Source organism: Novosphingobium sp. THN1 (assembly GCF_003454795.1).
Lineage (GTDB): Bacteria > Pseudomonadota > Alphaproteobacteria > Sphingomonadales > Sphingomonadaceae > Novosphingobium.
Genome location: NZ_CP028347.1, coordinates 3,407,496 through 3,430,662 on the forward strand (window position 1 = coordinate 3,407,496; position 23,167 = coordinate 3,430,662).

Genomic DNA, 23,167 nt, shown 5'->3' on the forward strand with positions numbered 1-23,167 from the left:
AGCCCTTCCCTGTCATGAGCCTTGCAGCCCTATTCGAGCATTCCCGAAGCCAAATAGCCGCCATCGACATAAAGCGTCTGGCCATTGACCCAGGTTGTCCTGGTCAGAAACAGGGCGACGTCCGCAATCTCATGAGGCGCGGCGAGGCGCCGCCCTGGTGTCCTGCGGATTATGTCAGACATGACCTGCCCGTCATTTCGCGTCGAGACCATATCGCGTGAGGTTACGTCCACCGGTCCCGGACCAACGGCATTCACACGGACGCCATAAGGCCCGAGTTCCACGGCGAGTGCCTGCACGAGCGCTGCCTGCGCCGCCTTCGTGACACAATAAAATGACTCATTCTGCCAAGCCTGGGCGGCCGCAATCGATGTTATGACGACGATGGTGCCGCCCCGGGCATCGCGCATCCGGCGCCCGGCGGCCTGAGCGACGAGGGCAGTGCCCAGCACATTCACCTTGAGCAGTTCGAGGATCGTCGCCGGATCGGCATCCAGTACGCCGTGACGGCGACTGATAGACGCGGTCGCGACCATCCAGTCGGGAGAGGCCCGGCAAAGGCTTCATCGATTGCGGCGAAGGCCTTCTCGACGCTTGCCGGATCGCTCTGATCGCAGGCGACAAAGTGCCCGCAGCTGCCAGGTCCGCGATCGAGGACAATCACCTCATCTCCCGCCTGGATGGCAGCTTCGACAATCGCCTGTCCAATGCCACCGGCCCCTCCGACCACGATTCCCTTACGCGCCACGTGCGTTCTCCTGACAAGTCCCGTGCAAACTCTCCCCGAGCATCTCCTCCAGACCGCCCGCCTGCAAGGCTAAGGGAATCAGCGAAATCTCGTCTCATCGACGATCATGCGCGAGAACCGGCTGGTATGGGCCAAGGTATCGGTACGGGTAGCGCTAGAAGGATTGCTGTAGGCTGCATCGAACGCGGCGCGATCGGCAAACCACTGCTCTGCAATGCCATCCCACTCACAGCTATCACTGGTCGCGCCCGGTGCACTATCATCATCGTCTGCCCGGATGTTGACGACATAGCCGGAGAGATGAGCCTGTTGGCTGTTGAGCACATCTTGAGCATGCCCCAGCCACCATTGACGAAACTCTGACAGCGACAAACCTTCCGCCCGCTTGAGAAACCATATCACTTTGATCACTGACTACCCCTTCCAACCGCTATCTGCGGATTGTTTCACCAAGTGGTGAGCATCCCGATCGCCCAACTTTCCTGTATACATTTTGCATACATGATGACAATCCGCAACTGTTGTCACAGACATGAAAGGAGCTCAGCGGTGTCCGCTCAAGTCGCAGCGATGACGGGATGACGAAACAGAACAAGCCGGTTCGCGAGCGCAGGGCCATGTTGGCGGGTGTGAAGCCTGCCCCAAGCACCGGAAGCTGCGTCTTTTGCTCGACCACTCACCCGGAAGTCATCGCTGCCGCCAGGGAGAAGGTTCTGGCGGTTTTCCGCGAAAAGGAAGGAGTCTCGTTCGTGCTTGCCATGGACGATGCGGCAGAGCTTGGCTTCGACGTCTCGATGCCGATGTCACGCATCGTCCTTGAGGTCTATTCCGCCCTGAACGGTGCCGGGCTAACAGCAGCTGTGGCAACCGTGCTGGTGGAACGCGGGCATCCCATGCAACATGATTGCCGCTTGCCACCACGATAATGTTTTCGTCCCTGAAGAGATGAAGGAACTGGCCTTGTCGGCCCTCGAGGCACAGCAAGAAGCATCACGTTCGAGCAACGGCTCGAATTAGGTTTCGAACGCCAAGCGTCCCCAATCCTGCAAACCGCTTTCCTTCTCGCCGGCCTTCTTCTGTAAACAGACCTCGAGAGCAAGCCTAGCCGCGATTCAGCAGCGCTGAAATTCATGCATACTCTTTGTCGACATTTGTTGCATGCCTACATCGAGTCGCTTACTACTGCTTGATGCGTCCTCCTCTCCGGACGCTGCGTGCAAAAGCGGAGTCAGATTCAGCCATGACTTTCTATGATGGACAGCAAGTCCGCAGCAGCGGCCGGATCGACCTCGGACAAAGCTATGACCTCTACTTCGAGGAAAGCGGCAATCCGGAAGGGTTTCCCGTACTCTACCTGCATGGCGGACCTGGCGCAGGCATAGATGCTTCTGCGCGGCGCTTCCACGATCCCTCCTTCTACAATCTCATCATGCACGACCAGCGCGGTGCCGGTCTGTCCAAGCCCTACGGGGGCTCGAACACAATAACACGGCACTGCTGATCGAAGATATAGAACGCCTGCGCGAACACCTCGGGATCCGGCAATGGATCGTTTCAGGTGGCTCATGGGGCTCCACACTAGCGCTTGCCTATGCCCAGGCCCACCCTTCACGGTGCAAGGCCCTTGTGCTGCGCGGTATCTTCCTTGGCACGCGCGACGAGATGCATTGGGTCAACCAAGGGATGCGCAAGTTGTTTCCTCTCGAGTGGCTGGAATGTGTCGAGGGGATGAGCGAGGCAGAGCAGGAGCACCTTCATTCGACGATCCGGTCTCGCCTGTCCGGGGAGGACCGAGAAGCGGCTGTCCGGGCAGCCATCGCATTGGCAAAGTTCGAATGGATAGCCGCAACGGTAAGCCCGGACCTTAAGGAGATCGAAGCTGAGCTGACTCCCGAATTCTCGCTGCAATACTCCCAGATCGTCTGCCACTATGTTATGAACGATTTCTTCATCGATCCGGACCAGCTGATCCGCGAAATCAGTAAGGTTCATGGCATCCCGGGATACATCGTCCAGGGGACATGTGATTGGGTCTGTCCGCCGTGGTCGGCAGTCAGGCTGCACCGGGCTTGGCCCGGTTCAAAGCTCTTGCTCCTGAAAGGCGCCGGTCATTCCTCAAGCGAACCGGCCGTTGCCGAAGCGATGTGGGGCACGATGGAAGAGTTGAAGGGGCTCGCCTCGTGAACAAAGTCGAGCGGGTACGCGCAGCGCTTGCAGGTCAGCAGGTTGACCGAGTGCCTGCAAGCTTCTGGCGGCACTTCAGGCAAGATCAAGCGAACGGGCGCGGCATGGCGGAAGCTCATATCGCATTCTATCAAGCGACCGACCCCGACTACCTAAAGGTAATGAACGACAACCCCTTTGTGTTTTCTGGCGTTGAGCGGATATCTAGTCTCAGCGACTGGCGGCGGCTGAAACCCGCTTCGCGGCACGACGCGGTGAGGGTCGAATACCTCGATGGGCTCAGGCGGATTCTCGACGCAATCGGCGACGATTGCATGATCATCGTCACGATGTTCAATTCCTTCGCTACGGCCAATGACAACATGCTTGGCCAGCTTGATTTCAGTGATGTCGGGTTTGACAGGATCACGGCGCATCTTCGCGAAGATCCCCAATCGACGTTGGCAGGCCTCGGCGTGATCACCGAAAGTCTGTGCGAATTCACCCAGGACTGTCTGGAACTGGGCGTGTCTGGTTTGTTCCTTTCTGCAAATGGCGGAGAGCGCGGCCGGTTCACGGCCGAGCAGTTCAGAGAATATGTCTCGGTCCATGACCGAATGATACTCCAGGCCGCTCTTGATTCCGGCTCCGAGTTCAACCTCCTTCACATGTGCGGCGGCGATTTGAGAATGGAGGCCTATCGCGACTACCCAGCTCATGCAGTCAACTGGGCACCGCAAGCGAACAACCCCAGCCTTGCTGATGGCCGAAGACTCTTCAGCCAAACCCTCGTGGGCGGGATGGATCAGGCTGGAACGCTGGTTTCGGGCACACCGGAAGCGATCGAAGCTGAGGTTCGCGCAGTCATAGAAGAGGTTGGCCCGCGTAATTTCATGTTGGGAGCGGGCTGTGCGCTTGAAGGTGAAGCGCCATCCGGCAATCTGTTGCTGGCCCGCAAAGTCCTGCAGATCCCGAATTGATTCCGACCTGATAGAACTGGCCGATTAGCGATTGGAAGGCCAGTCGAGTATGCAATCTTCCGAGACGACCAAGCGGGCCATAGCGCTAACATGCGCCATCACGTCCGCGCGCGTTTCAGGCGCCGAAGGAAGCGAGAAGGCCTGTCTTGCATCTTCCATGGTCTCGAACCATTCCTCCGCGACTCCATCCCAGCCAGCCTCGACGCCAGTCCCACCAGGGAGATCGTCGGCTAGGCTAACGTTCACGACATAGCGCGAGATAAGATGGCCCTGCCGGGCAGCAATCATGGGGGCGTGCCCTTCAAGCCACCACTGACGAAAGTCCTCCATCGACAGGTGTCCCGCCTTGCGAAGGAACCACATCACCTTGACCATTTGTCACTCCATCAATGCACCCCGAAGAGCTGCATCCACATTGACACATTGTCGACATGCTGCATACAATGCTAGTAGATGGACCTTGCCTCCTGGTCAATTCAAATACGGCTACGGAAATTTGGAAGTTCGATATGCGGGATGAGGTTTTCGATTGTGACGTCCTGGTTATCGGCTCAGGTGCTGCTGGCCTTGCTACGGCGGTCACTGCCGCCGTTCTTGGTCTCAAAGTCATCCTGACGGAGCATGCAGCGCATATTGGTGGTCCCAGTGCGATTTCCGGTGGCGAGGTCTGGGTACCGCTCAACCGCCAGGCAGGTGGATCTGCCAATGACAGCGAAGAAGCAGCGATCGGGTATCTCGCACGCGTGATTGGCGACAATTTCGATCGGGACAGGGTTGAAACCTATGTCAGGAACGCTGCCACAGCCCTGGCGTTCCTCGAAGACAACAGCCATCTCAAGTATGAACTGCTCGAAACAGTTGTCGATTACTTCACTGACCTGGAGGGCGCAACCAAGGGGCTCAGGTCGTTGGGCGCCGTGCCGTTCGACGGCCGTCGCCTGGGCAAACATTTCAAGACAATCCGCTCGCCCATGCCGGCATCGATGATCTTCGGCGGGATGTCCCTCGGTCGGCTCGACATTCCTCATTTCTCGCGCTTCACGCGATCATTGCCGTCCCTGCTGCATGTCTGCGGCATGCTTGCCAAACACATGCGCGATCGCCTGCTGGGCCACCGTCGCGGGACCCGAATGGTCATGGGCAACGCCTTGGTCGGCAGGCTGACTTTGACACTTATCGAGCGGAAGGTTGCCCTCTGGACAAATACGTCAACCCTGGAGCTGGTCCGCAGACACGACAGGGTGCTCGGAGCCATAGTCGCGCATCCATCAGGTCGGCGACAGGTAAATGCGCACCGTGCCGTCGTCATCGCTACCGGCAGCTTCTCGGGAAATCGTCAGAAGCAAATCGAATTCCTGCCGCATGTCAGGGCCGGCCAGCAGCATCGCTCACACTTGCCTGACACCAATGACGGCTCGGGCCTCGATCTTGTTCGCAAGCTTGGCGGAAGCATCGATAACACTCTTGTGCAGCCCGCAGCCTTCACCCCGGTGTCCATAATTCCCAGACCGGATGGCGCAGACTGGCTAACCCCCCACTTTGGCGACAGGGCAAAGCCAGGGGTGATCGTAGTTGACGGCAGCGGCAACAGGATCGCCAACGAGGCGACCAACTATCACGATTTCGTAGGGCAGATGCTCCGGCATAGTGCCAGCAAGGCCAGCGCAGAGTTCTACCTCGTCACCAGCCATCGTCACCTTCGGGCCTATGGTCTCGGTCGTGTTCCGGCTTCGCCGGGCCGGATTTCGCCATTTCTGCGCAATGGGTATCTGCTAAAAGGCCAGACACTATCAGATCTTGCCGGGAAACTGGGAATCGATGCCGAGGGTCTCGTCAAAACCGTTGCAGCCCATGACAGTCATGCCATCCGGGGTGATGACCCGCTGTTCAATAAGGGCGGAACGGCATACGAGCGAGCAGCCGGTGATGCAGCCAACGAGCCGAATCCCTGCGTTGCCCCCTTGGGAAGGGACCTTTCTACGCAATCCGGATGATACCTGGCGACATTGGCACTTTTGCTGGAATCCGCGTAGACTCAGTGGGGCGTGTCCTGACGGATAGGGGTACTGAAATCCCAGGCTTGTTCGCGGTTGGCACAGCCGCATCGAGCATAATGGGCGGAACATATCCCGGAGCAGGCGCAATGCTGGGACCGGCTCTGACTTTCGGTTATCTAGCCGCCAAAACAATTGCGCAAGAAGCAACCGATCATAAGACCTTGGCGCATGAGCCTAGGGAAGTCGTGACTTGCCCCCGCTGGCCCCGCAGTCTTAACGAGAGTCTGCCGGCCTGATGATCCGACACCATTCTCTGGACCACCCGGGGTTAGAGTTTCCCGGCCAGGGTCACGGTGACGGGCTGGGTGCGTCACCGGGATTCATCAGGGTGATCGGGGGCTTGTTGCCGATGGCACCGTGCGGCCGATCCTCGTTATAGTATCTGCGCCACTCCTCCAACTTTTCGCGGGCATCTGCAAGCGTCAGGAACCAGTGGGTGTTCAAACACTCTGCCCGGAAGCGTCCGTTGAACGCCTCGATGTACGCGTTGTCAGTGGGCTTGCCCGGCCGGGAGAAGTCGAGCGTCACGCCCCTGGTGTAGGCCCACAGATCCAGGTCCCGGCTGATGAACTCGGAGCCTTGGTCGACCCGGATCGTCTTTGGATAGCCGACCACGGCGCAGGTCGCCTCGAGGGTCTGGACGACATCCTCCCCGCGGTAGCTGAACCGAGGATCGAGCACCGGTGAGAACCGCGAGAACGTATCCACGACGGTCAGAACGCGGATCTTACGGCCCGTCGCCAACTGGTCATGGACGAAGTCCATGGCCCAAACATCATTGACGCGGGAGGCCGCGCAGCGGTCTTCCCTCAGCTTAGCCTTCACCCTGCGCTTGGGCGTCTTGTTGCGGAGCTGGAGGCCCAACTCGTTGTAAATCCTATGGGTTCGCTTCATGTTGATCTCCCAGCCTTCACGGCGAAGAAGAACGTGGACGCGGCGGTAGCCGTAGCGGACGCGCGTCTCGCAGATCTCTCGGATGCGGGCTTCGATGCCGGCCTGCTCGCGGCGGCGGGATTTGTAGTGGTAGGTCGAGGTGTCCATCTCCAGAACCCGGCAGGCCCGGCGGATCGACACACCCCAATCACTGCGAACCCCGTTCACCAGCTCGCGTTTACGAGCAGGCCTCACAGTTTTCGGCGGATGACGTCCTGCAGCATTTCCTTGTCGAGCGACAGGTCCGCCACAAGCTTGCGCAGCTTTGCGTTCTCATCCTCGAGCTGCTTCAGTCGGCGCATGTCCGGCGGAAGCATGCCATCGTACTTCTTCTTCCAGTTGAAGTAGGTCGCCTGGCTGATCCCGGCCTTGCGGCAGATGTCCGCCACGGGAACACCGTCCGCTCCCTGCTTCAGAATGAATGCCTTCTGGGCGTCAGAAAACCTTGATGCCTTCATCGTCCTTCGCTCCTCCCAGCCAGGGAGATTACGGCGAAAAACTCTAACTCCAAGCGATCCAGTTTTCCGGGATCAGATCACTGATATTCTTCCTATCCCACCGGTCACCAAACTCCGGCGGAGCACCCTTTTGCACCAGTGCAGGCTAGCCTGCACTAATGCAAAAAGAGCAGGTCTTTCTCGCAATGACCGGACCAGACTAGGGGCCAGGCTCAGCTCACAATGGACTCTAACCAAACCTGAAGGAAAATCAGAGCGGCACGCCAAGCCCCCAACTTCCTCGATGAGAGCCTTGACTGTTGATTGCCACTGAGATTTGACCCGGGATTTTCATCGAGAAGTGACCCGGGTGGTGGTTATGTCCCGCGGTGCGGGTTTGAGGTCAAGCGGGTGATTTTTCCTTTCTGGTTTTGGGTGCGGCCGAGCTGGCTCTGAACCGGAAGCTGTCATTGCCGGTCTCGAGGATGTGGCAGTGGTGAGTGAGGCGATCGAGCAGCGCGGTTGTCATTTTGGCATCGCCGAACACGCCGGACCATTCGCTGAAGCTGAGGTTGGTTGTGATGACGACGCTGGTGCGCTCATAAAGCTTGCTGAGCAGATGGAAGAGAAGCGCGCCGCCTGACGGGCTGAACGGCAGGTATCCCAACTCATCCAGGATGACGAGGTCGAGACGCAGAAGGCGCTCGGCAAGCTGACCTGCCTTGTTCAGGGCCTTTTCCTGTTCCAGCGCATTGACCAGATCGACGGTGGCGAAGAAGCGGACCTTCTTGCGATGATGCTCGACGGCCTGCACACCGAGCGCGGTGGCAATGTGCGTCTTGCCGGTGCCGGGCCCACCGATGAGCACCACGTTGTCAGCGCCATCGATGAACTCCCCGCGGTAGAGCTGGCGAACCATGGCTTCATTGACCTCGCTGGAAGCGAAGTCGAACCCGGCCAGGTCCTTGTAGGCGGGGAACCTGGCCGCCTTGATCTGGTAAGCGATGGACCTGACCTCGCGCTCGGCAAGCTCGGCCTTGAGCAACTGGGAGAGGATGGGGACGGCTGCATCGAACGCGGGCGCCCCCTGTTCGGTCAGGTCACTGACAGCCTGGGCCATCCCGTACATCTTGAGTGCGCGCAGCATGACCACGACGGCGGCGCTGGCAGGATCATGACGCATGGCGCAGATCCTTGTTCCGCAGTGTGTCGTAGCGCGCGACGTTCGCCTTGGGCTCGTGCCGCAGGATCAGGGCCTGCGGGGCATCGATCCTTGGCGGAGTAGCGTCCTTGCCGTCGATCAGGCGGTGCAGGATATTGAGGACATGGGTCTTTGTCGCGACGCCGGCCTCCAGTGCGAGTTCCACGGCACGCAGCACGGCCTGTTCGTCATGATGCAAGACCAGCGATAATATCTCCACCATCTCCCTGTCGCCGCCGGGATGCCGCAGAAGCTGGCCCTGCAACTGCCGGAACGCTGCCGGCATCTCGGTGAATGGGGCGCCGTTGCGTAGGGCACCGGGCTTGCGCTGGACCACCGCGAGGTAATGCCGCCAGTCATAGATCGTCCGTCCCGGCAGATCATGAGATCGCTGGATGACCCGCTCATGTTCGCACAGGATCTGTCCTTCGGCCGCAATGGCAATGCGCTCGGGGTAGATCCGCACGCTCACCGGCCGGTTGGCGAAGGAGGCGGGCACGCTGTACCGGTTGCGCTCGAATGATATCAGGCAGGTCGGAGATACCCGCTTGGCATGCTCGACGAAGCCGTCGAAGGGCCGCCCCATCGGAATCAGGCTGGCAACCTCGGCGGCATGCGCATCAGCAATGGTCCCGGGCAGGACACCATGCTGGATCAGGCCCCATTGCGCGATACAATGCACCTCAAGCCACGCATTGAGCGCATCGATATCCGGGAAGGCTGGCATCACCTGCCACAGTCGCCGCCGTGCATCCTGAACGTTCTTCTCGACCTGGCCCTTCTCCCATCCCGAGGCCGGGTTGCAGAACTCGGGCTCGAACAGATAGTGGCTCGCCATGGCGGCGAAGCGGGCGTTGACCTGGCGGGCCTTGCCGGTGCCGATCTTGTCGACTGCCGTCTTCATGTTGTCGAATATCCCGCGCTGCGGCACGCCACCCAGAACCCGGAAGGCCTGGGTCATGGCGTCGAACAGCATCTCATGGGTCTGGAGCGGATAGGCCCGCACGATGAAGGCCTTGCTGTGCGCCAGCTTGGTGTGTGCGGCCTGCAGCTTGGTCTGCTTGCCGGCGATTATGGCCCAGTCCTCGCTCCAGTCGAACTGGAATGCCTCGCCTGGCTGGAACACCAGCGGCACGAAAGTCCCGCGCCCACTCGTCTGGGCGTCGCGTTGACGGTCGGCCTTCCAGGCCCGCACGAACGCCGCCACGCGGTTGTAGGAACCATCATAGCCCAGAACCACGAGATCGGCGCACATCTGCTTGGCCGTGCGCCGCTGCTTGCGTGACTTGTTGGCGTCGATCCGCAGCCACGCCGATAGCTTCTCCGCAAACGGGTCCAGCTTGCTCGGCCGTGCCGGAACCTTGAACTTCGGCTCAACCGCATCCGCCCGCAGGTACTTGCGGATCGTGTTGCGCGACAATCCACTGCGCCGCTCAATCTCTCGGATCGGGATGTGCTGACGGAAATGCCAGCGTCGAATTACACTCAGTAATGAATCGCCCCGGGATTGCCGGAGGCCAATTGGCTTAATTTATGCGGCCATGGGGGTTTCGTCCAGCATGGCGTAGTAGCGCGCCTCGGCTTCGGCGGGTGGGATATTGCCGATAGGCGCGAGGAGGCGCCGGTTGTTGAACCAGTCCACCCATTCGAGCGTGGCGTATTCAACGGCTTCAAATGATCGCCACGGTCCCCGCCGGTGGATGACCTCGGCCTTGTAAAGACCGTTGATCGTCTCGGCCAAGGCGTTGTCATAGCTGTCGCCGACGCTCCCGACCGATGGCTCGATCCCGGCTTCGGCAAGGCGCTCGGTATACTTGATCGAGACATATTGGCTGCCGCGGTCGCTGTGGTGGATCAGGCCGCCACGATGGACTGGGCGCCGATCATGGATCGCCTGCTCCAGGGCATCCAGCACGAAGCTGGCGTGCGCCGTTCTACTCGCCCGCCAGCCCACGATATAGCGGGCGTAAACGTCGATTACGAAGGCCACGTAGACGAACCCCGACCACGTCGCGACGTAAGTGAAGTCCGACACCCACAACCTGTTCGGTGCCGGGGCGTGGAACTGGCGGTTCACCTGATCGAGCGGACACGGTGCGGCCTTGTCGCTGATCGTGGTCTTCACTGGCTTGCCCCGGATCACGCCCTGCAGGCCGAGATCGCGCATCAGCCGCTCCACCGTGCATCGGGCAATATCGAAGCCCTCGCGCTGCATCTGCCGCCACACCTTGCGCACGCCATAGACCTTGAAGTTGGCGTCGAACACGCGCCGAACTTCGGGCTTCATCGCCTCGTCACGCTGAGCACGTGGCGACAAGCGCGACGGATCGCGACGCTGCGCCACACGCTCATGGTAGGTGGATGGGGCGATCGGCAAAACCCGGCAGATCGGCTCGACCCCATACTCACCCCGATGCTCATCAATAATGCTGGTCATCGCTTGAATGGGCGGTCGAGCTCCGCCTGGGCAAAATATGCAGACGCCTTGCGAAGGATCTCGTTGGCCTGGCGAAGCTCCCGGTTCTCGCGTTCCAGCGCCTTCAAGCGGTCTGCCAACTCGGTCGGAACGCCGGCACGCTTGCCGCTGTTCACCTCGGCCTTCTTCACCCACTCCAGCAGCGTGTGCCCCGAGCAGCCGATCATGGCGGCTATGGATGTGATCGCTGCCCAGCGGGATGGATGCTCACCTTCCTGATCCAGCACCAGGCGGACCGCCCGTTCACGAACCTCAGGGGCAAACTTGTTCGTCGTCTTGCTCATCGTAGACCCTTCCTCTCAGGAGTTAGGGCCTCCGACAATCCCGGGGCGGTTCATAACGCCATGTCGATCACTCCTTGTTCCCCGAAGCCAAAGCCAGGGGAAAGGTCAGAACATGGGTCACTTCTCAGTGGAAATTTATGCCCCCCCGGGTCAAATCTCAGTGGCAATCAACAGTCTTGTGACTTTGCGGGAATGCAGCGGCGATCTTCTCCAGCGCAATACGAAGGCCGTCTACATCTATCGCCAGATATGCTGGATCAGCCTTGATAGCTTCAGCCAGATAATCAGTCGTGAACAGAGAACCGGAAATGAAAAGCGCTGAATCAGACAAGCAGGAACCCCTTTGGGAGCACCTTACTGAGGGGGAGGCGTGCCGGGAAGAGCACCACAGCGTCTTTATCGTGGACCAACCAAGTGCACAATGTCCAGTGCCTCAACAACGCCAGCGCGCCAACCGAACTCATCGTCGTGTCTGGCGCGATCCATGGCTTCGACAGCCCATCCTTCCCGGCGAAGATTCGCTGTAGTCCAGCAGGCGAAGCTCATGCTCTGCGCCGCGGGCTCGCTTCTTGAGTAGCGTCGCAACCAGACAGCGCAGCCCAAGCGGTATCAACAGATGTCCACTATTAAGTCGCGAGAAATCGCCCGAACGGCAGCAACGTCGGTGCTAACCATCTAACCCCGGGTGGCAAGATACGCATTCACACGCTCTCGTGTCCTCTGCCTAAGCTTTCGGCCGGCCCTCAGGTCTCCGACGAGCCTAGGATCCCTAACCGCTAGCCTGCCAAACGTGCTGGGCGAAACGCAGCTACGCACCAAATATGCCTCGATCTGCTCCAATAGCTCCATCGCCATAGACTCGCTTTAAGCTTGCGTTCCTGTTATGTTCTTACTAGGAAGGCTTCCTAGAGTCTAGGATCGATTTTCCTAGGTGCCCGCGATAGGACTGGCAGTCATGGACGACGCACGGAGAGCCCTGGACGAACTGATCCAGCAACGAGGGGTGAATTACTCCTCGGTTTCGCGCCTGTTGGGGCGCAATGCCGCTTACATCCAGCAGTATATTCGGCGCGGCAGCCCGAGGCAGCTGGACGAGCAGGATCGCTCGGTTCTGGCGCGATTTTTCGGGGTCGATGAGAAGGTTCTTGGAGCCCCTGCCCGTCGCTCAGGTCCGGTCGTCGAACTGGTCCATGTGCCGGTTCTCAATGTCGAGGCATCGGCCGGCCACGGCGCTCTGGCCGAAATGGAAGCCAAGTCCGCGCAGTTCGGCTTCGACGAGAAGTGGCTGCGCCGACTGACCGCAAGCAAGGCAACGAGCCTGTCGATCATCGCCGTGCACGGCGACTCCATGGAGCCCACCCTCCACGATGGCGACGAGGTGATGGTCGATCTTGGGGATGGCCAGTCGCGGCTGAGAGACGGGATCTATGTGCTGCGCATGGATGACATGCTGAGCGTAAAGCGGATTGCCCTTGAACCGCAGGGCAAGCGGGCGTCGGTTCTGAGCGACAATCCTGCCTATCCAAGCTGGCGCGGCCTCGAGAAGCGCACGCTCAACATCGTCGGACGGGTTCTCTGGTTCGGACGGGCGCTCTAAGGTGGTCCTCTGATGCTTGCCCTCCTTGCCGCTTCAATCGTCGCTTCCGGGCAGACCTTTACCTGCACGCCAACCCATGTCTGGGATGGCGATGGTCCGGTCTGGTGTGCGGAAGGCCCTCACCTGCGGATCGCCGGTATCGCTGCCCGGGAAATGGACGGCACCTGCCGCACCAATCAGCCCTGCCCAAATGCCACGGCAATTGAGGCGCGCGACGCCCTTGTACATCTGATGGGCGGCGCGAAGGGAACAATTTCGACCGGTCACGTGGTGGTCAGAGGTCCGCGGCTGACATGCCGCTCCGAGGGGTCCGCAGGCGGACACAGGACCGCTGCCTGGTGCCGTCTGCCGTCAGGTGCCGATCTGTCATGCGCCATGATCAAGACCGGCAAGGTCCTGCGCTGGGATCGCTACTGGAAAGGCCCGGCCTGCCGGTGAACAGCACCACGCATCTGACCGGCATAGTCGTACGGTCGGCCAATGGACCGATGCTGCGAACCGATGATGGCGGGACTTGGGAACTCGACAACACCCGTCAGGTACGCAAATTCATCGGCGCCCGCGTCGAAGTGGTCGGGGAGCGTTCAGGGTTCAACGGATTTGTCTGTGGCCAGATATGGCCAGCCGGACAGCCTCGTCCGACTGCCTTCAAACTCCGGCTCGAACTCCTCCTTGCTGCAGCCTTCGTCGCCTACGGTCTCTACGCGGCGGTTGGCGGTGTCGTCAGCCTGCTGCGCTGATGCTGAGCGACTGGGAGCTCTGGGCCTGCGCCAACCATGTCTTGCAAACTCATGGGGACAACGCTCCCTTGCACGTCGCCGAGCAGATTGGGGCGCTCGCACTTGCTGGCGACGAGGCAGGCATTCGGACATGGCAGGCTATCGCCAAGCGAATTGTTCAGCTGAGCTCCAACGCCCCGGACCGGCCACTCCAGTAACCCTCCTCGACAAGACTACCAGTTCATCCGATCGGCGACAGATCGCCCGGAAACAGGCATGGCTGCGCGCCTGGACCGCCATGACTGTCGCCGTCGATGGTGAAACCGCGCATGCGCTCGACAAGATGACGAGCCAGATCGACCCTGGCGCTGCGCTGGGCGCGTGGATCATCGGCATTGAGGCGGACGAGCGTGTGCTCCGGCGCAACGGCCAGCGCGACTTCGAGATGCGTGAGGAGGATATCATCGGAGATTCGGGGCATGGGCTAATGAGAACAAATAAAGAACTTCGCGTCAACCGGCAGTGTGCGGACGGATGGGGACAGCAGCACGCTATATGCCGATTTCGAATGGCTTGGTGATCGACCGGTCAAGCTCTGGCGGCTTGCGTTCCGGTGCAGGAGCCACACGATCTTTGACCTGCCCTTTGGCTGCCGCATCGCGGAGGAAATCGACTGTCTCCAGCGCCGAGCGCTTCATGCCGGCATTGCGCTCGACCGCCGCTTCGAGCTTGCCAGCATTGTCGACATAGAGGGTGAGACGATCGCGCAGCCGCGTGATCGTGACCAGAAACGTCTGCTGGTTGGCCAGATTGCACTCGCGGCTGTCCATGACCGCAATGCCGCGATCGGAAGTCAGCCCCTGTGCCATATGGGCATTGAGCGCATAAGCGAGATCGAGACGGCGGAGCATCGGGTCGCCCTGCTCCAGCCGGTGCTCTGAGCCCAAGGATGTCTTCACCACGACAGCCTCTTTGTCGACAGCGATAATGCGGGCCTGGTCGGCATTGAGCAGGCCCCGCTGGTGATCGGTCTCGGTCCACCGGATCTTGTCGCCGGTATAGATGTCGAGAGCGCGCACTTCGAACAGGCGCAGCGGATCCTGCTCACCTTGCGGCCTGATCTGACCGGGACGAAACTCGAACTGGCGGCCACGCTCGTTTTCCAGCGTGACTCGCTCGCGCGCCACATCGGTTCCGACCACCCGGTATTCGCCTGCTGCAAGGCCCTGGTTGCGCTGACGCCGCGCGACATCGACCACCATGCCGGGGGCGTAGGTGCTCGCATATCGCAGCTCCTCACGGGTTACGTTGACGCGGGACAGGGTCTGGAGCCGCATGGTTTCAGGACCAAGCTCGCCGCTGGATTTGAGGCCGGTCTGCACCGCATCGTTCACGGCACTGCGCAGGTTTCGGCCTGAGGCATATATTGCGGTTGCCTCGCGCTCGGCGGTCGAAAGCGACAACCAGGCGGCGGCGGCTTCGACAGCAGCATCATTTCCCACCTCGATCACCTGGGGTGCGAGATGGCGCATGGCGTCTTCGATGCGCCCCTCTTGCGCCGCCTGCTGTGCATCTCGAAGGCCCTCTGTCCGTGCGCGGAGATTGGTGCTCATGAGCGCCGTCTCAATGCCGGCCTGCTGCATCACATCGAACGGCTTTCCGGCATCGACTGCGCCCAGCTGCTTACGGTCCCCGATGCTCGCAAAGCGGCCGAGTTCGAGAAGGTTTGCCAGCCGAACCAGCTTTTCCTTGTCGGCATTGCCGACCATGGAGGCTTCGTCGAGCAGCACGACGGTGCCGCGCATGTCCGCCCGCGCCTCGGCGAGACGGTCAGCATCGGCACCTTCCAGGAGATCGCGGTGTCGGGCGAGGAACCGCGAGACCGTCATCGATGTAATACCTGTATCGCGCTCGAGCATCTGGACCAGCGTGTTCTGCACCGCGAGCCCGAGCACGGCTCTGCCCTCCTCGCGCAGGATATCTGCGACGGGTTTGAGGACCGTGCTCTTGCCTGCGCCCGCGACGCCCTGGATCGCGACGATCCGGTTGTTCGAGCCAAGCAGCAAACGCCCTGCCCCTTCCTGTCCGGCGTTCAAGGTCATGCCGTATTTGATCTGGGACAGGGCCTGCAGACGGGCCCCCGCAAGGTCGGGAGAAACAATCGCCGGTGCAGCGCCGCGCCCGTCTTCGACCCCAGCAATGATGCGCTGTTCGAGGCTTATAGCGTCGCGTGTCGTCAGCAGTTCCCGGTCAGCGCCCCTGCCCTTCTCCAGATGTCCCTGACGGAGCAGCTGGTCGACGCGGTGCTCGATGTCAGCGAGCGAAGTCGGGAGCGCAAAGCCAAGCGCTGCACGGTAGATTTCGGCCCGGCTGAAGGCCGCCTCCCGCTCGCCCAGATGCCGCACAGCCGAGGCGACTGCATGAATTGCGGCGACCTGCTCGACACTGCGGTTGGTCAGCCGGGAAGGTATCAGCGGGTCACCTTCGCGCAGGCCAAGGCGCTCGGCAAATGTGGTTGCGAGGGCCTGAACATTGCGGACGAGCGCGCGCATGGTTGGTCCCAAGCCGGTCACATTGCCAAGATCCTGCGCACTGCGAGCATTGGCTCTGGCAGTCACCGTGGCGGGATCAAAGCCCAGCCTCGCAGACGCTTCCTGCCACTGCTGCGTCAGCGCATCGCGATCTTCGATGCGCCCTTTGTCGGCCCGGGTCATCAAGGTTGCAGCATCGAGCACGCCTGGCCCTGAGAAGTTCATCTGGGCGGCCGCTTGTAGGATTTCCGCTCGCCGGGAACTGAAGGCATCGCGGACCACCTTGGGCACACCTACGGCCTCAAAATTACCGTGCTTGCCGAACTCCCCGACCTCGTAACCGAGCTTCTCGACGCTCAGCCGAAACCGCGCCATCGTCATGGCATTGAGCAAAGTATTGTGCTGCCAGAGCTTGTCATTGCGCAGCGCCCGCCATTTACCATCGGGCCCTAGCGTCACATTGGCAATGACGGCATGGAAGTGGGCGTTGGGCTCCTGGTTGCGGTTGGTGTCGTGCTGGAAGAGCGCGATCGCAAGGTTGCCGGTCTGGACCGCACGCTCTCTGCCCCGAACCTCCATCCGGGTCTCGGCAAGGTTCTTCCCGGCCCAGCGCAGGGTTTCCCGGACGGCCGACGCATAGGCATCGAGGATCCGTTTGTCGCCACCCACCAGAGCGAGGACCGACCAACTTTTCGGCATCGAAAAGGTGAGATCGGTCCCCGCCCGGTGCGCCCGGTTGTCACTGCCGACGCGGCTGCCATCGGGCAGCAGTCCCTTAAGGACCGCCTCGAACTGCCGTGCGTCGACGGTCCCCTCGAGCCCGAGCGCGGCAGCGCCCTTCCCCAGCCATTCACCCGAGCGATCGGCATCAGCCCGGGTGTAGTAATTGTCGGCAGCGAAGTAGTTGGCCGCGCCGCCGGCGGTACGGACATTGGCTACCGACAGCATCGATCGGTCCGCCATCCCGAGGCAGTCAGCGACATGCTCACATCTCCATGTCGCCAAGATCGGGACCAGTGATCGGCGGAGGCTCGTGCTCCCGCAGACCATCCTCGATCATCAGCTTGCGCGCGGCGGCATCGCGGGAGCTTTGGCTCTTCGGGTTATCCGGCTTGCCCTGTTGCAGCCCTTCCGTTCCCGGCGTGCTGGCCTTAGGCGTGCCCTTAGGCGAAGCCGACTGATCCCGCGCCGCTGCGGCTTCGCCTATCGGGAGAAGTGGGCGGGCAGAAGTTCCAGCCTTTCGCGGCGGAGCATCGGTTCTGGTATTCGATCGCTCCTTCCTGGCCTTGCCCGCCTTCTCCTGCCCGGAACGAGCTGCCGGTTCCCGCTCTTTGGTCCGCTTGCCGGGTGGGTGTTCCACTGCTCGACCAAGATCCTTGGCTGGCGCGTCAGGCTCCTGTCTCGGCGCGGCCTTCGGTCCCTGATCCAGCGCCAGTTCGCCCTGCTTTGGGACGACCGGCTTGCCCGCTCCGTCATCGTTGGACGAGGGATGCTCGCTGCCTGTTGGCGCTGCCTTCTGCTCGGCCTGCTCCGCCGCCGGATGGGGCACCGTGACCCTTGCCTTCGGGCTTTCCTTGACCCTGGCAATGAAGGTCTCCGCCCGCTTGGGTCGGTCGACGGGCTTCAGCTTGACGGGTGCGGCGGGAAAGCCGTCGGGGAACTTGATGTACCCTGACAGGCGCGGCAGGTTCATCAGCTGGTCAGGCAGCAGGAGCGGCTCGATATGCTTGCGCGGGGTCAGGCTGACCGCATCGCGGGCATTGTTGTAGCCGTAAGTGTAGCCCTCTTCCATGTCCCTGACCTGGCGATGGCCGATGAAGTCGGAGCACCAGGTGGCGGTCTCGCGGTCGGCGGTTCCAAGGATCAGTTTGGTCCGGGCGAGCGATGCCAGCGTCATCGCCATGTTCTCGCCGTAGACCTCCTTGAGCTTGGCATAGGCGTGCAGGCCAAGAACAATCGCGCCACCGAAATTGCGCGCCGTCTGCAAGCCTTTCTCGAGGGCCGGCAGGCGATGCAATGCACCGAGCTCATCGACGAAGAACCAGCACTTGAGATCGCGGGTGCGGGGCATCGTCATCAGCGTATTCATGGCCGTGTCGAGCCAGAGCGTGAGCAGCTGCGCGCAGACGCTTATGTCGACATAGCGAGCCGAAATGAACAGGATCGAGCCCTCGCTTGTGGCGCTGTCGGCCCCGTCCTCGATCCACTGGCGGACCGAGAAACGAGGTCCGGCAGTCGGCAGCAGCTTGAGCGCCTTGGCGTTGACGTTGAAAACGGCCCGGATCGATTCCGCCATGCGGGCGGCTTCCGGTGCGGTCAGCGGATCGGCGATGGTACCGCGCATCATGGCATGCACGCGCGACAGGTCCGCAGTCATGAGCTCACGGGCCAGGGCGTCGTTGGTCGCCCTGCCCTCGGTCACGAGTTTGAGGCAGAATTCGACGAACAGGGCCCGTGCCGCGATCACCCAGAACTGGGCTTCACCGCCCCCGTCGTGGGGCACGAGGGCGTCCGCAGCGGCCCAGAACTCACCTTCGGAACGGCATTCATCGAAGAGGCTCCACTGGGGGCAGCGCGCATCGAGCGGGTTCAGGATGATGTCGCAATGGGCCGCATGGAAGTGCTCGATAAAGGCGCCGGTCAGGTCGAAGACCACGCAGCGCTGGCCCTTGGCTCTTGCCTCCGCAATCATGTCGGAGATTGCTACGGTCTTGCCCATACCGGTGGTGCCAATAAGCATTGCGTGGCTTTGTTCGAGCCGCCAGGGATAGGCGACCGTGGCGATATGCGATGGCCGATAGGGAAAGACCCGGGCGATCTCTCGCGGCAGACTGAGCCGCCATTTCCAGCCCAGCGCGGTATTAAGCTCACGGGTGCGCTCGCGCCGGTTGTGCGCGGTCAATTCATCGACGAGCTCGGGGAGCGTAACCAGCATCGCGCCGCGCTCATGTTTGCGCTCCTTGGAACGACCGCCGAACCGCTCGGCGAACCAGTAAAAGACGGCAAAAGCGGGCACCAATAAGAATCCGGAACGCCACAAGGCACTGGTCAGAAGCGCCATCAGCTTCTCCCACGCATGGACCACCGGGGGTAGTGGTCGAGCTGGGCAATCGGAAACTGGATGGTCGCGCCGAAAGCGGTTTCGAGGGTGATCCTCTTGGCGGGATCGAACTCCATGAAGCCGTAGATGGCAGCGTAGATCCGCATCCAGACGAGATAGACTTCATGGTCGTTGAGGCCTGCCGAAATGGTCCACCACGAGGTCCATGAGATCACCAGCGCGGCGACAATCAATGGGCCCTTGAGACCCGCCGCGAACATGAAGCTGAAGTGTCCGAGCAGCTGGCTGCCACGCGTGAAGTTGACGAGATTACGCTTCATCGGAGCCTCCCTCGCCAGCGGCTGTGGAAAGACCGAGTTCCTTGCATTTGCGCACGTAAGCCTGGTGAGCCCGACCGCGCAGCGCGTGGTCGGGGTGCCCTGCCAGCAGCGCATCCACACCGACCATGAGGAACACCGAGCGGCGGGAAATGCGTTCAATGGAAGCGTCGAGCCGCGAGGAAAGCTCGTCCTCGGTGCAGGCATTGGCGAGCAAGGCGCGAACCCACTCGCTCATGCTGATCCCCTTGGCCTTGGCAGCCTTGCGGATCAGCGAACTGAGCTCGCTGGAGATGTAAACCTGGAGACAGATTGGCCGTGTCATGCACGGACTCCTTGTGGTCAGGAGCCCGGTTCACATTGCGAAAGGCGAGATCGAAGCTAAGTCAGATTCAAGAACATGTCAAGAACATATAGGACTGCGAAATTCCGCCATTCTTGGCCTCACCTTGGTCAAATCCACGTAACGCCCCTGGCCCCGTCACTTTTGACGGAGAAGCTGCCATTTCACAAAATTCGCTCTATCCCTCTGTGATTGCATATTTTTCCCGCCCACCTTTCCTGCGACCAGTCGCGTAGGGTGTGCCCAACTGTCCCCAACTGCGAGGACAGGAACCAGCTATTGATCCTGTAACGGATGATGCGTTTTGCGATCCCCATTCCCAGGGTCCTCGGCAAGTAGCCGATCCGCGGATCTCGATAGGCACAGACGGGATCGACGCCTATTATGCAGCCAGTATTCCGGGCAGAAAAGAGGCGCCGCATGGGCCAGGTCACATTGAGTGCGACACCGAAGGGCAACGGCTTCCAGGCGACAGTCACTTACCCGAACGGGGTGTCCATCAGTTCTTCCGAGGCTTTCCCGACACAGGCGGAGGCAATCGAAGCCGCCGCGTTGAAGGTCCTGGGTATGCCGGAGCGGCTCACCGATCTCGACCGTCCCGATAACCCCGACTGACGCTGGCAACCCGCCTCCCCGTACCGGCTGAGGGATGCCGGAACGGTCTGCGAGCAAAAAGAAAGGAGGAAGCCCTGACGGACTTCCTCCCAAACCGGCGGGTCAGAATTCATCGCTGAGACGGCCCGGCACAGTATCGATGACACGGTCCAGCATGGCCTTGGGCAAGGCGCCGTAATCGCCTTCATCGACCGCGATATAGCCTGCCTCGTCATCGGTCAGGACGTATTGCGTGAAGTAGCTGTGAAAGGACCGGGCATGGGCCTGATCCAGGGCTGCAACGAAGGCTGCCTGATCGGCGGCGGGACTAGCAGCGGCAATGTTCAGTGAAGCGTACATGATCTTTCCTCCTGATGTTCGATGCGTCGCATCAGGAGCTGCGAAGGATGTGGGTGACGGGCTGGGTCAGGGACCGCGTCAGCGGCCGCGAAGCGGCGATGGGGGCAACGATTTTTGCCGGGCTTGCCCGGTAAAAATGGTGGGGCCCCGTCGTCCTTGACGCAGCCCCAAAGCCCGCATCACACTTGCTCTTTCTGCGAGAGAGACCTCTCCAACGCCTGCGCAGAAGCGCAACGCCTGCCCCACAAACCATTTTCCTACATGCGCCCGCAGTGCCAAGATCGGGAGCGGAGGGGACCAACGGCCAGCAAGAAGGAAGCACTATGGCCAGGTCCAAGCCTACTGCACGAGATGCCTTGAAGAAGTTGCGTGAACAGCGTGCCCAACTCGAGAACGAGGAGGCACGTCTCCGCGAAGAAGCAGCGACCGAACTCGGAAAGCTGCTGATCGAGTGCGGCGCGGAGACGATCGAACCGGCACAGTTGCGCCAGATCGTTCGCGCATCGATGGCGCTCGGGATCGAGGAAACGCTGAAGCGGATTGCTCCCGCGTAAAGTCCGCTCCGCGGCGGCAAGGGGTTCGATGCCCTGCGCCGCCGCATAGCCCCAGAGCAAAAGAAAAGGCCCCGATGGCGCGTGCCACCGGAGCCTTGTCGTGGGGTAAGAACATTCAGTCCTCGTCGATGTCGGGTGCTCCCTCGTTGCTGCCCGAACGGCCTTTGGTGAGGAAGTCGACCTTGTCGGCGATGATCTCGCAGCCGTAGCGCTTGGTGCCGCTCTGATCCTCCCACTGGGTGTAGTGGATGCGACCTTCGACCGTCACGAGCTGGCCCTTGGTGCAATACTTGGCGACGTTCTGGCCGAGGCCGTTGAAGCAGGTGATGCGATGGAATTCGCTGTCCTTGGCGGTGTAGCCGTTTTCGTCCTTGTAGGTCTTGCCATCCTTGCGGGCGGGACGGTCGGTCACGACCGAGATCGATGTGATGCTGGTTCCGCCCTGGGTGGTGCGGGTCTCGGGGTCGCGAGCGATGCGGCCACCGAGGATAACGAGATTGGTCATGGGCTTTCTCCTGATCGAGCATTCCGGGTCCATCCCGGCTGCAAAACCCGAGCAGAAGCGCCCCATGGCGAAGCGCACCGAAGGGAAACCCGGAACTGGTTCGGGTGGTGCGGGCAGCCGGGCACGCAGCATCGCGCCGAAAAGTGGGAACCGGTTTTCGGCATCAGCGATGCGCAAAATCGTGCCCGGCAACTCGGCCGGACCTGATCCGGGTTGCGCGTCTCGACGGGGGGTGATTCAGGGACAGGTTTGCATCGAAGCCGGGTGGAGCTGGATGCCTTGAACAGGTTTGCCCTGCCTCGTTTCCATCCGGTCTTGGTTGGATCATCCCTGCCCGACCTTCCAACGGAGAACCCCTTCCTAGATCACGGTACTGACCGATCCTCCAACCGGTGGCTCATTCCTGGACGAAACTGCTTCGCCGGGGAGAGGCATATCGATCGTCACCCCTTCAGCGCCGTCGAGAGGGTTGCCGCGAAGCATCCAGGCCTGCGGCGTGATCAAGCGCGCCCAGTCCGCAAAGGAGGGGATCGAGCCCAGGTCTTCGCGTACGTGCTGTTCGCCGACCAGACGCACCGGAACGACCCGGCCATCGGCATTGACGAGGGTCTCACCGAAGAGTGTTTCGAGCATGAATATCCCCTCGGCATGGTGCCGCAGCGCGCGGTGCCGTGGGTCTGCCAGGATTGCCTTGGACTGGTCGAACCACTGGTGCAGCGGGAGATAGTCCTCGACCGTGCCGCCCCATTTCCGGACCGACGAGAGAGCGTGGTAGTAGCAGTGAGCCATGCTTGATCTCCTAGAGCTCGGTCGAATGATCATCGGTGGCGATGAAGCGCAGGCTGCAGTCGAGCACGAACGTCGCCTCAGCCACATCAATCACCAGTTCGCCGCAGGCACCGTCGTTGATCTCCCAGCCAGGGTGGTGACGTTCGAGCGCCAGATAGGTCAGCTGCTCGAGTGCCTGCCCGAGTGATTGCAGCTCCTCGGAACCGGCACGATCAACGCTGTCTGCTTCGCCTTCCAAGAGGGTCACATCCGGGCACGAGATCGCCGCGCCGGCTGCATCGAGGCATGCACATTCTTCAACGGCACCGCTGTCGCCGCATCCGTCGAAACGGATCTCGACGCGGGCAATCCCAGCGTCCTGCAAGCGCGGAAGAATCGCTGCCTTGAGTTGCTGGATTTCTTCGGCCACTTGCACTTGCCGCTCGGCCTGGCGAACGGCAAAGTCGGCCATCACAGCCTCGATATCGATCATGGAATGCCTCCTGGTAACTGAAACCAACGGCAATTCGCTGGCTCCA

28 protein-coding genes, 1 pseudogene and 1 other annotated feature are annotated in these 23,167 nt (G+C 61.1%); of the genes and pseudogenes, 12 read left to right on the forward strand and 17 right to left on the reverse strand.

Going from position 1 to position 23,167, the window contains the following annotated elements; genetic code table 11:
* Positions 1-29: 29 nt before the first annotated feature.
* From C7W88_RS16625 to C7W88_RS16635, 3 genes are all read right to left on the reverse strand, one after another.
* Complete coding sequence (locus C7W88_RS16625) at positions 30-536, reverse strand: SDR family NAD(P)-dependent oxidoreductase (RefSeq protein ID WP_118074395.1); 507 nt, start codon at positions 534-536, stop codon at positions 30-32.
* Positions 455-748, reverse strand: a complete 294-nt coding sequence (locus C7W88_RS24870) for an NAD-dependent epimerase/dehydratase family protein (protein ID WP_118074396.1) — start codon at positions 746-748, stop codon at positions 455-457. The genes C7W88_RS16625 and C7W88_RS24870 overlap by 82 nt, the downstream gene beginning before the upstream one ends.
* 78 nt (positions 749-826) lie before the next feature.
* Entirely contained in the window at positions 827-1,159 is a 333-nt protein-coding gene (locus tag C7W88_RS16635) for an EthD domain-containing protein (protein ID WP_118074397.1), read from the reverse strand.
* A gap of 167 nt (positions 1,160-1,326) precedes the next feature.
* Here C7W88_RS16635 and C7W88_RS16640 point away from each other — a divergent pair, with 167 nt between their 5' ends.
* The 4 genes from C7W88_RS16640 to C7W88_RS16655 all read left to right on the forward strand — a co-directional run bounded on the left by C7W88_RS16640 (position 1,327) and on the right by C7W88_RS16655 (position 3,891).
* Complete coding sequence (locus C7W88_RS16640) at positions 1,327-1,674, forward strand: ACT domain-containing protein (protein ID WP_240344726.1); 348 nt, start codon at positions 1,327-1,329, stop codon at positions 1,672-1,674.
* A gap of 314 nt (positions 1,675-1,988) precedes the next feature.
* Positions 1,989-2,249: a hypothetical protein gene (locus C7W88_RS16645; protein ID WP_118074398.1), complete on the forward strand. Its 261-nt coding sequence runs from the start codon at positions 1,989-1,991 to the stop codon at positions 2,247-2,249.
* Between the two features lie 35 nt (positions 2,250-2,284).
* Positions 2,285-2,932: an alpha/beta fold hydrolase gene (locus C7W88_RS16650; protein ID WP_370073243.1), complete on the forward strand. Its 648-nt coding sequence runs from the start codon at positions 2,285-2,287 to the stop codon at positions 2,930-2,932.
* Positions 2,929-3,891 (forward strand): uroporphyrinogen decarboxylase family protein, encoded by a 963-nt coding sequence (locus C7W88_RS16655; RefSeq protein WP_162896122.1) that lies wholly within the window; start codon positions 2,929-2,931, stop codon positions 3,889-3,891. The genes C7W88_RS16650 and C7W88_RS16655 overlap by 4 nt, the downstream gene beginning before the upstream one ends.
* Before the next feature lie 24 nt (positions 3,892-3,915).
* Here the strand turns inward: C7W88_RS16655 and C7W88_RS16660 are convergent, their stop codons facing one another.
* Positions 3,916-4,266 (reverse strand): EthD domain-containing protein, encoded by a 351-nt coding sequence (locus C7W88_RS16660; RefSeq protein WP_118074401.1) that lies wholly within the window; start codon positions 4,264-4,266, stop codon positions 3,916-3,918.
* Positions 4,267-4,322: 56 nt separating this feature from the next.
* On the opposite strand from C7W88_RS16660, the gene C7W88_RS16665 reads away from it, so the two are divergent.
* Complete coding sequence (locus C7W88_RS16665) at positions 4,323-5,885, forward strand: FAD-binding protein (RefSeq protein ID WP_118074402.1); 1,563 nt, start codon at positions 4,323-4,325, stop codon at positions 5,883-5,885.
* Positions 5,882-6,184 carry an FAD-binding protein gene (locus C7W88_RS24875; RefSeq protein ID WP_118074403.1) on the forward strand — a complete coding sequence of 101 codons (303 nt, stop codon included), beginning with the start codon at positions 5,882-5,884 and terminating at the stop codon, positions 6,182-6,184. The genes C7W88_RS16665 and C7W88_RS24875 overlap by 4 nt, the downstream gene beginning before the upstream one ends.
* A gap of 52 nt (positions 6,185-6,236) precedes the next feature.
* On the opposite strand, the gene C7W88_RS16675 is transcribed toward C7W88_RS24875, so the two are convergent.
* The 5 genes from C7W88_RS16675 to C7W88_RS22810 form a co-directional block, all read right to left on the reverse strand.
* Positions 6,237-7,339, reverse strand: a protein-coding gene (locus C7W88_RS16675) for an IS3 family transposase (protein WP_118074404.1) whose coding sequence is annotated in 2 segments (ribosomal slippage) — positions 6,237-7,078 and positions 7,078-7,339 — 1,104 coding nt in all. Because the reading frame shifts where the segments join, the coding sequence is not laid out codon by codon here.
* Between the two features lie 382 nt (positions 7,340-7,721).
* A complete protein-coding gene (istB, locus tag C7W88_RS16680; protein ID WP_118074405.1) occupies positions 7,722-8,501 on the reverse strand; it encodes an IS21-like element helper ATPase IstB in 780 nt (259 codons plus the stop codon).
* Complete coding sequence (gene istA, locus C7W88_RS16685; protein WP_118074406.1) at positions 8,491-10,041, reverse strand: IS21 family transposase; 1,551 nt, start codon at positions 10,039-10,041, stop codon at positions 8,491-8,493. The genes istB and istA overlap by 11 nt, the downstream gene beginning before the upstream one ends.
* A gap of 9 nt (positions 10,042-10,050) precedes the next feature.
* A protein-coding gene (locus tag C7W88_RS16690) for an IS3 family transposase (protein ID WP_118074407.1) occupies positions 10,051-11,279 on the reverse strand; the annotation gives its coding sequence in 2 pieces (ribosomal slippage) (positions 10,051-10,991 and positions 10,991-11,279; 1,230 coding nt in all).
* Positions 10,882-10,998: a sequence feature (AL1L pseudoknot), on the reverse strand. It overlaps the preceding gene by 117 nt.
* Positions 11,280-11,436: 157 nt before the next feature.
* A complete protein-coding gene (locus tag C7W88_RS22810; RefSeq protein ID WP_162896123.1) occupies positions 11,437-11,610 on the reverse strand; it encodes a hypothetical protein in 174 nt (57 codons plus the stop codon).
* Between the two features lie 624 nt (positions 11,611-12,234).
* Between C7W88_RS22810 and C7W88_RS16700 the strand changes: the two genes are divergently transcribed.
* The 4 genes from C7W88_RS16700 to C7W88_RS23885 are packed head-to-tail and all read left to right on the forward strand — an operon-like array spanning position 12,235 to position 13,813.
* Entirely contained in the window at positions 12,235-12,876 is a 642-nt protein-coding gene (locus C7W88_RS16700) for a S24 family peptidase (RefSeq protein ID WP_118074409.1), read from the forward strand.
* A gap of 12 nt (positions 12,877-12,888) precedes the next feature.
* Entirely contained in the window at positions 12,889-13,314 is a 426-nt protein-coding gene (locus C7W88_RS23880) for a thermonuclease family protein (RefSeq protein WP_118074410.1), read from the forward strand.
* Positions 13,245-13,616, forward strand: a complete 372-nt coding sequence (locus tag C7W88_RS16710; protein ID WP_240344727.1) for a DUF5818 domain-containing protein — start codon at positions 13,245-13,247, stop codon at positions 13,614-13,616. Before C7W88_RS23880 ends, C7W88_RS16710 begins: the two co-directional genes overlap by 70 nt.
* On the forward strand, positions 13,616-13,813 hold the full coding sequence (locus tag C7W88_RS23885; protein WP_118074412.1) for a hypothetical protein: 198 nt from the start codon (positions 13,616-13,618) through the stop codon (positions 13,811-13,813). The genes C7W88_RS16710 and C7W88_RS23885 overlap by 1 nt, the downstream gene beginning before the upstream one ends.
* A gap of 23 nt (positions 13,814-13,836) precedes the next feature.
* On the opposite strand, the gene C7W88_RS16720 is transcribed toward C7W88_RS23885, so the two are convergent.
* The 4 genes and pseudogenes from C7W88_RS16720 to C7W88_RS16735 form a co-directional block, all read right to left on the reverse strand.
* Positions 13,837-14,076, reverse strand: a complete 240-nt coding sequence (locus C7W88_RS16720; protein ID WP_118074413.1) for a hypothetical protein — start codon at positions 14,074-14,076, stop codon at positions 13,837-13,839.
* 70 nt (positions 14,077-14,146) lie between these two features.
* Positions 14,147-17,074: a MobF family relaxase gene (mobF, locus tag C7W88_RS16725; RefSeq protein ID WP_118074835.1), complete on the reverse strand. Its 2,928-nt coding sequence runs from the start codon at positions 17,072-17,074 to the stop codon at positions 14,147-14,149.
* Between the two features lie 37 nt (positions 17,075-17,111).
* Positions 17,112-19,507 (reverse strand): annotated as a pseudogene (locus tag C7W88_RS16730) (type IV secretion system DNA-binding domain-containing protein).
* Positions 19,497-19,829, reverse strand: a complete 333-nt coding sequence (locus C7W88_RS16735; RefSeq protein WP_109798783.1) for a hypothetical protein — start codon at positions 19,827-19,829, stop codon at positions 19,497-19,499. The pseudogene C7W88_RS16730 and the gene C7W88_RS16735 overlap by 11 nt, the downstream one beginning before the upstream one ends.
* Before the next feature lie 438 nt (positions 19,830-20,267).
* Between C7W88_RS16735 and C7W88_RS16740 the strand changes: the two genes are divergently transcribed.
* Positions 20,268-20,462: a hypothetical protein gene (locus C7W88_RS16740; RefSeq protein ID WP_118074414.1), complete on the forward strand. Its 195-nt coding sequence runs from the start codon at positions 20,268-20,270 to the stop codon at positions 20,460-20,462.
* A 102-nt stretch (positions 20,463-20,564) separates the two neighbouring features.
* Here C7W88_RS16740 and C7W88_RS16745 read toward each other — a convergent pair whose 3' ends face one another.
* Complete coding sequence (locus C7W88_RS16745; RefSeq protein WP_118074415.1) at positions 20,565-20,801, reverse strand: hypothetical protein; 237 nt, start codon at positions 20,799-20,801, stop codon at positions 20,565-20,567.
* A 323-nt stretch (positions 20,802-21,124) separates the two neighbouring features.
* On the opposite strand from C7W88_RS16745, the gene C7W88_RS23890 reads away from it, so the two are divergent.
* On the forward strand, positions 21,125-21,355 hold the full coding sequence (locus tag C7W88_RS23890) for a DUF6437 family protein (protein ID WP_007688360.1): 231 nt from the start codon (positions 21,125-21,127) through the stop codon (positions 21,353-21,355).
* Between the two features lie 115 nt (positions 21,356-21,470).
* Here C7W88_RS23890 and C7W88_RS16755 read toward each other — a convergent pair whose 3' ends face one another.
* The 3 genes from C7W88_RS16755 to C7W88_RS16765 all read right to left on the reverse strand — a co-directional run bounded on the left by C7W88_RS16755 (position 21,471) and on the right by C7W88_RS16765 (position 23,121).
* Entirely contained in the window at positions 21,471-21,860 is a 390-nt protein-coding gene (locus tag C7W88_RS16755) for a single-stranded DNA-binding protein (protein ID WP_118074836.1), read from the reverse strand.
* 360 nt (positions 21,861-22,220) lie between these two features.
* On the reverse strand, positions 22,221-22,649 hold the full coding sequence (locus tag C7W88_RS16760) for a hypothetical protein (protein ID WP_118074417.1): 429 nt from the start codon (positions 22,647-22,649) through the stop codon (positions 22,221-22,223).
* Positions 22,650-22,659: 10 nt separating this feature from the next.
* A complete protein-coding gene (locus tag C7W88_RS16765) occupies positions 22,660-23,121 on the reverse strand; it encodes a DUF6878 family protein (protein ID WP_118074418.1) in 462 nt (153 codons plus the stop codon).
* Positions 23,122-23,167: the final 46 nt, after the last annotated feature.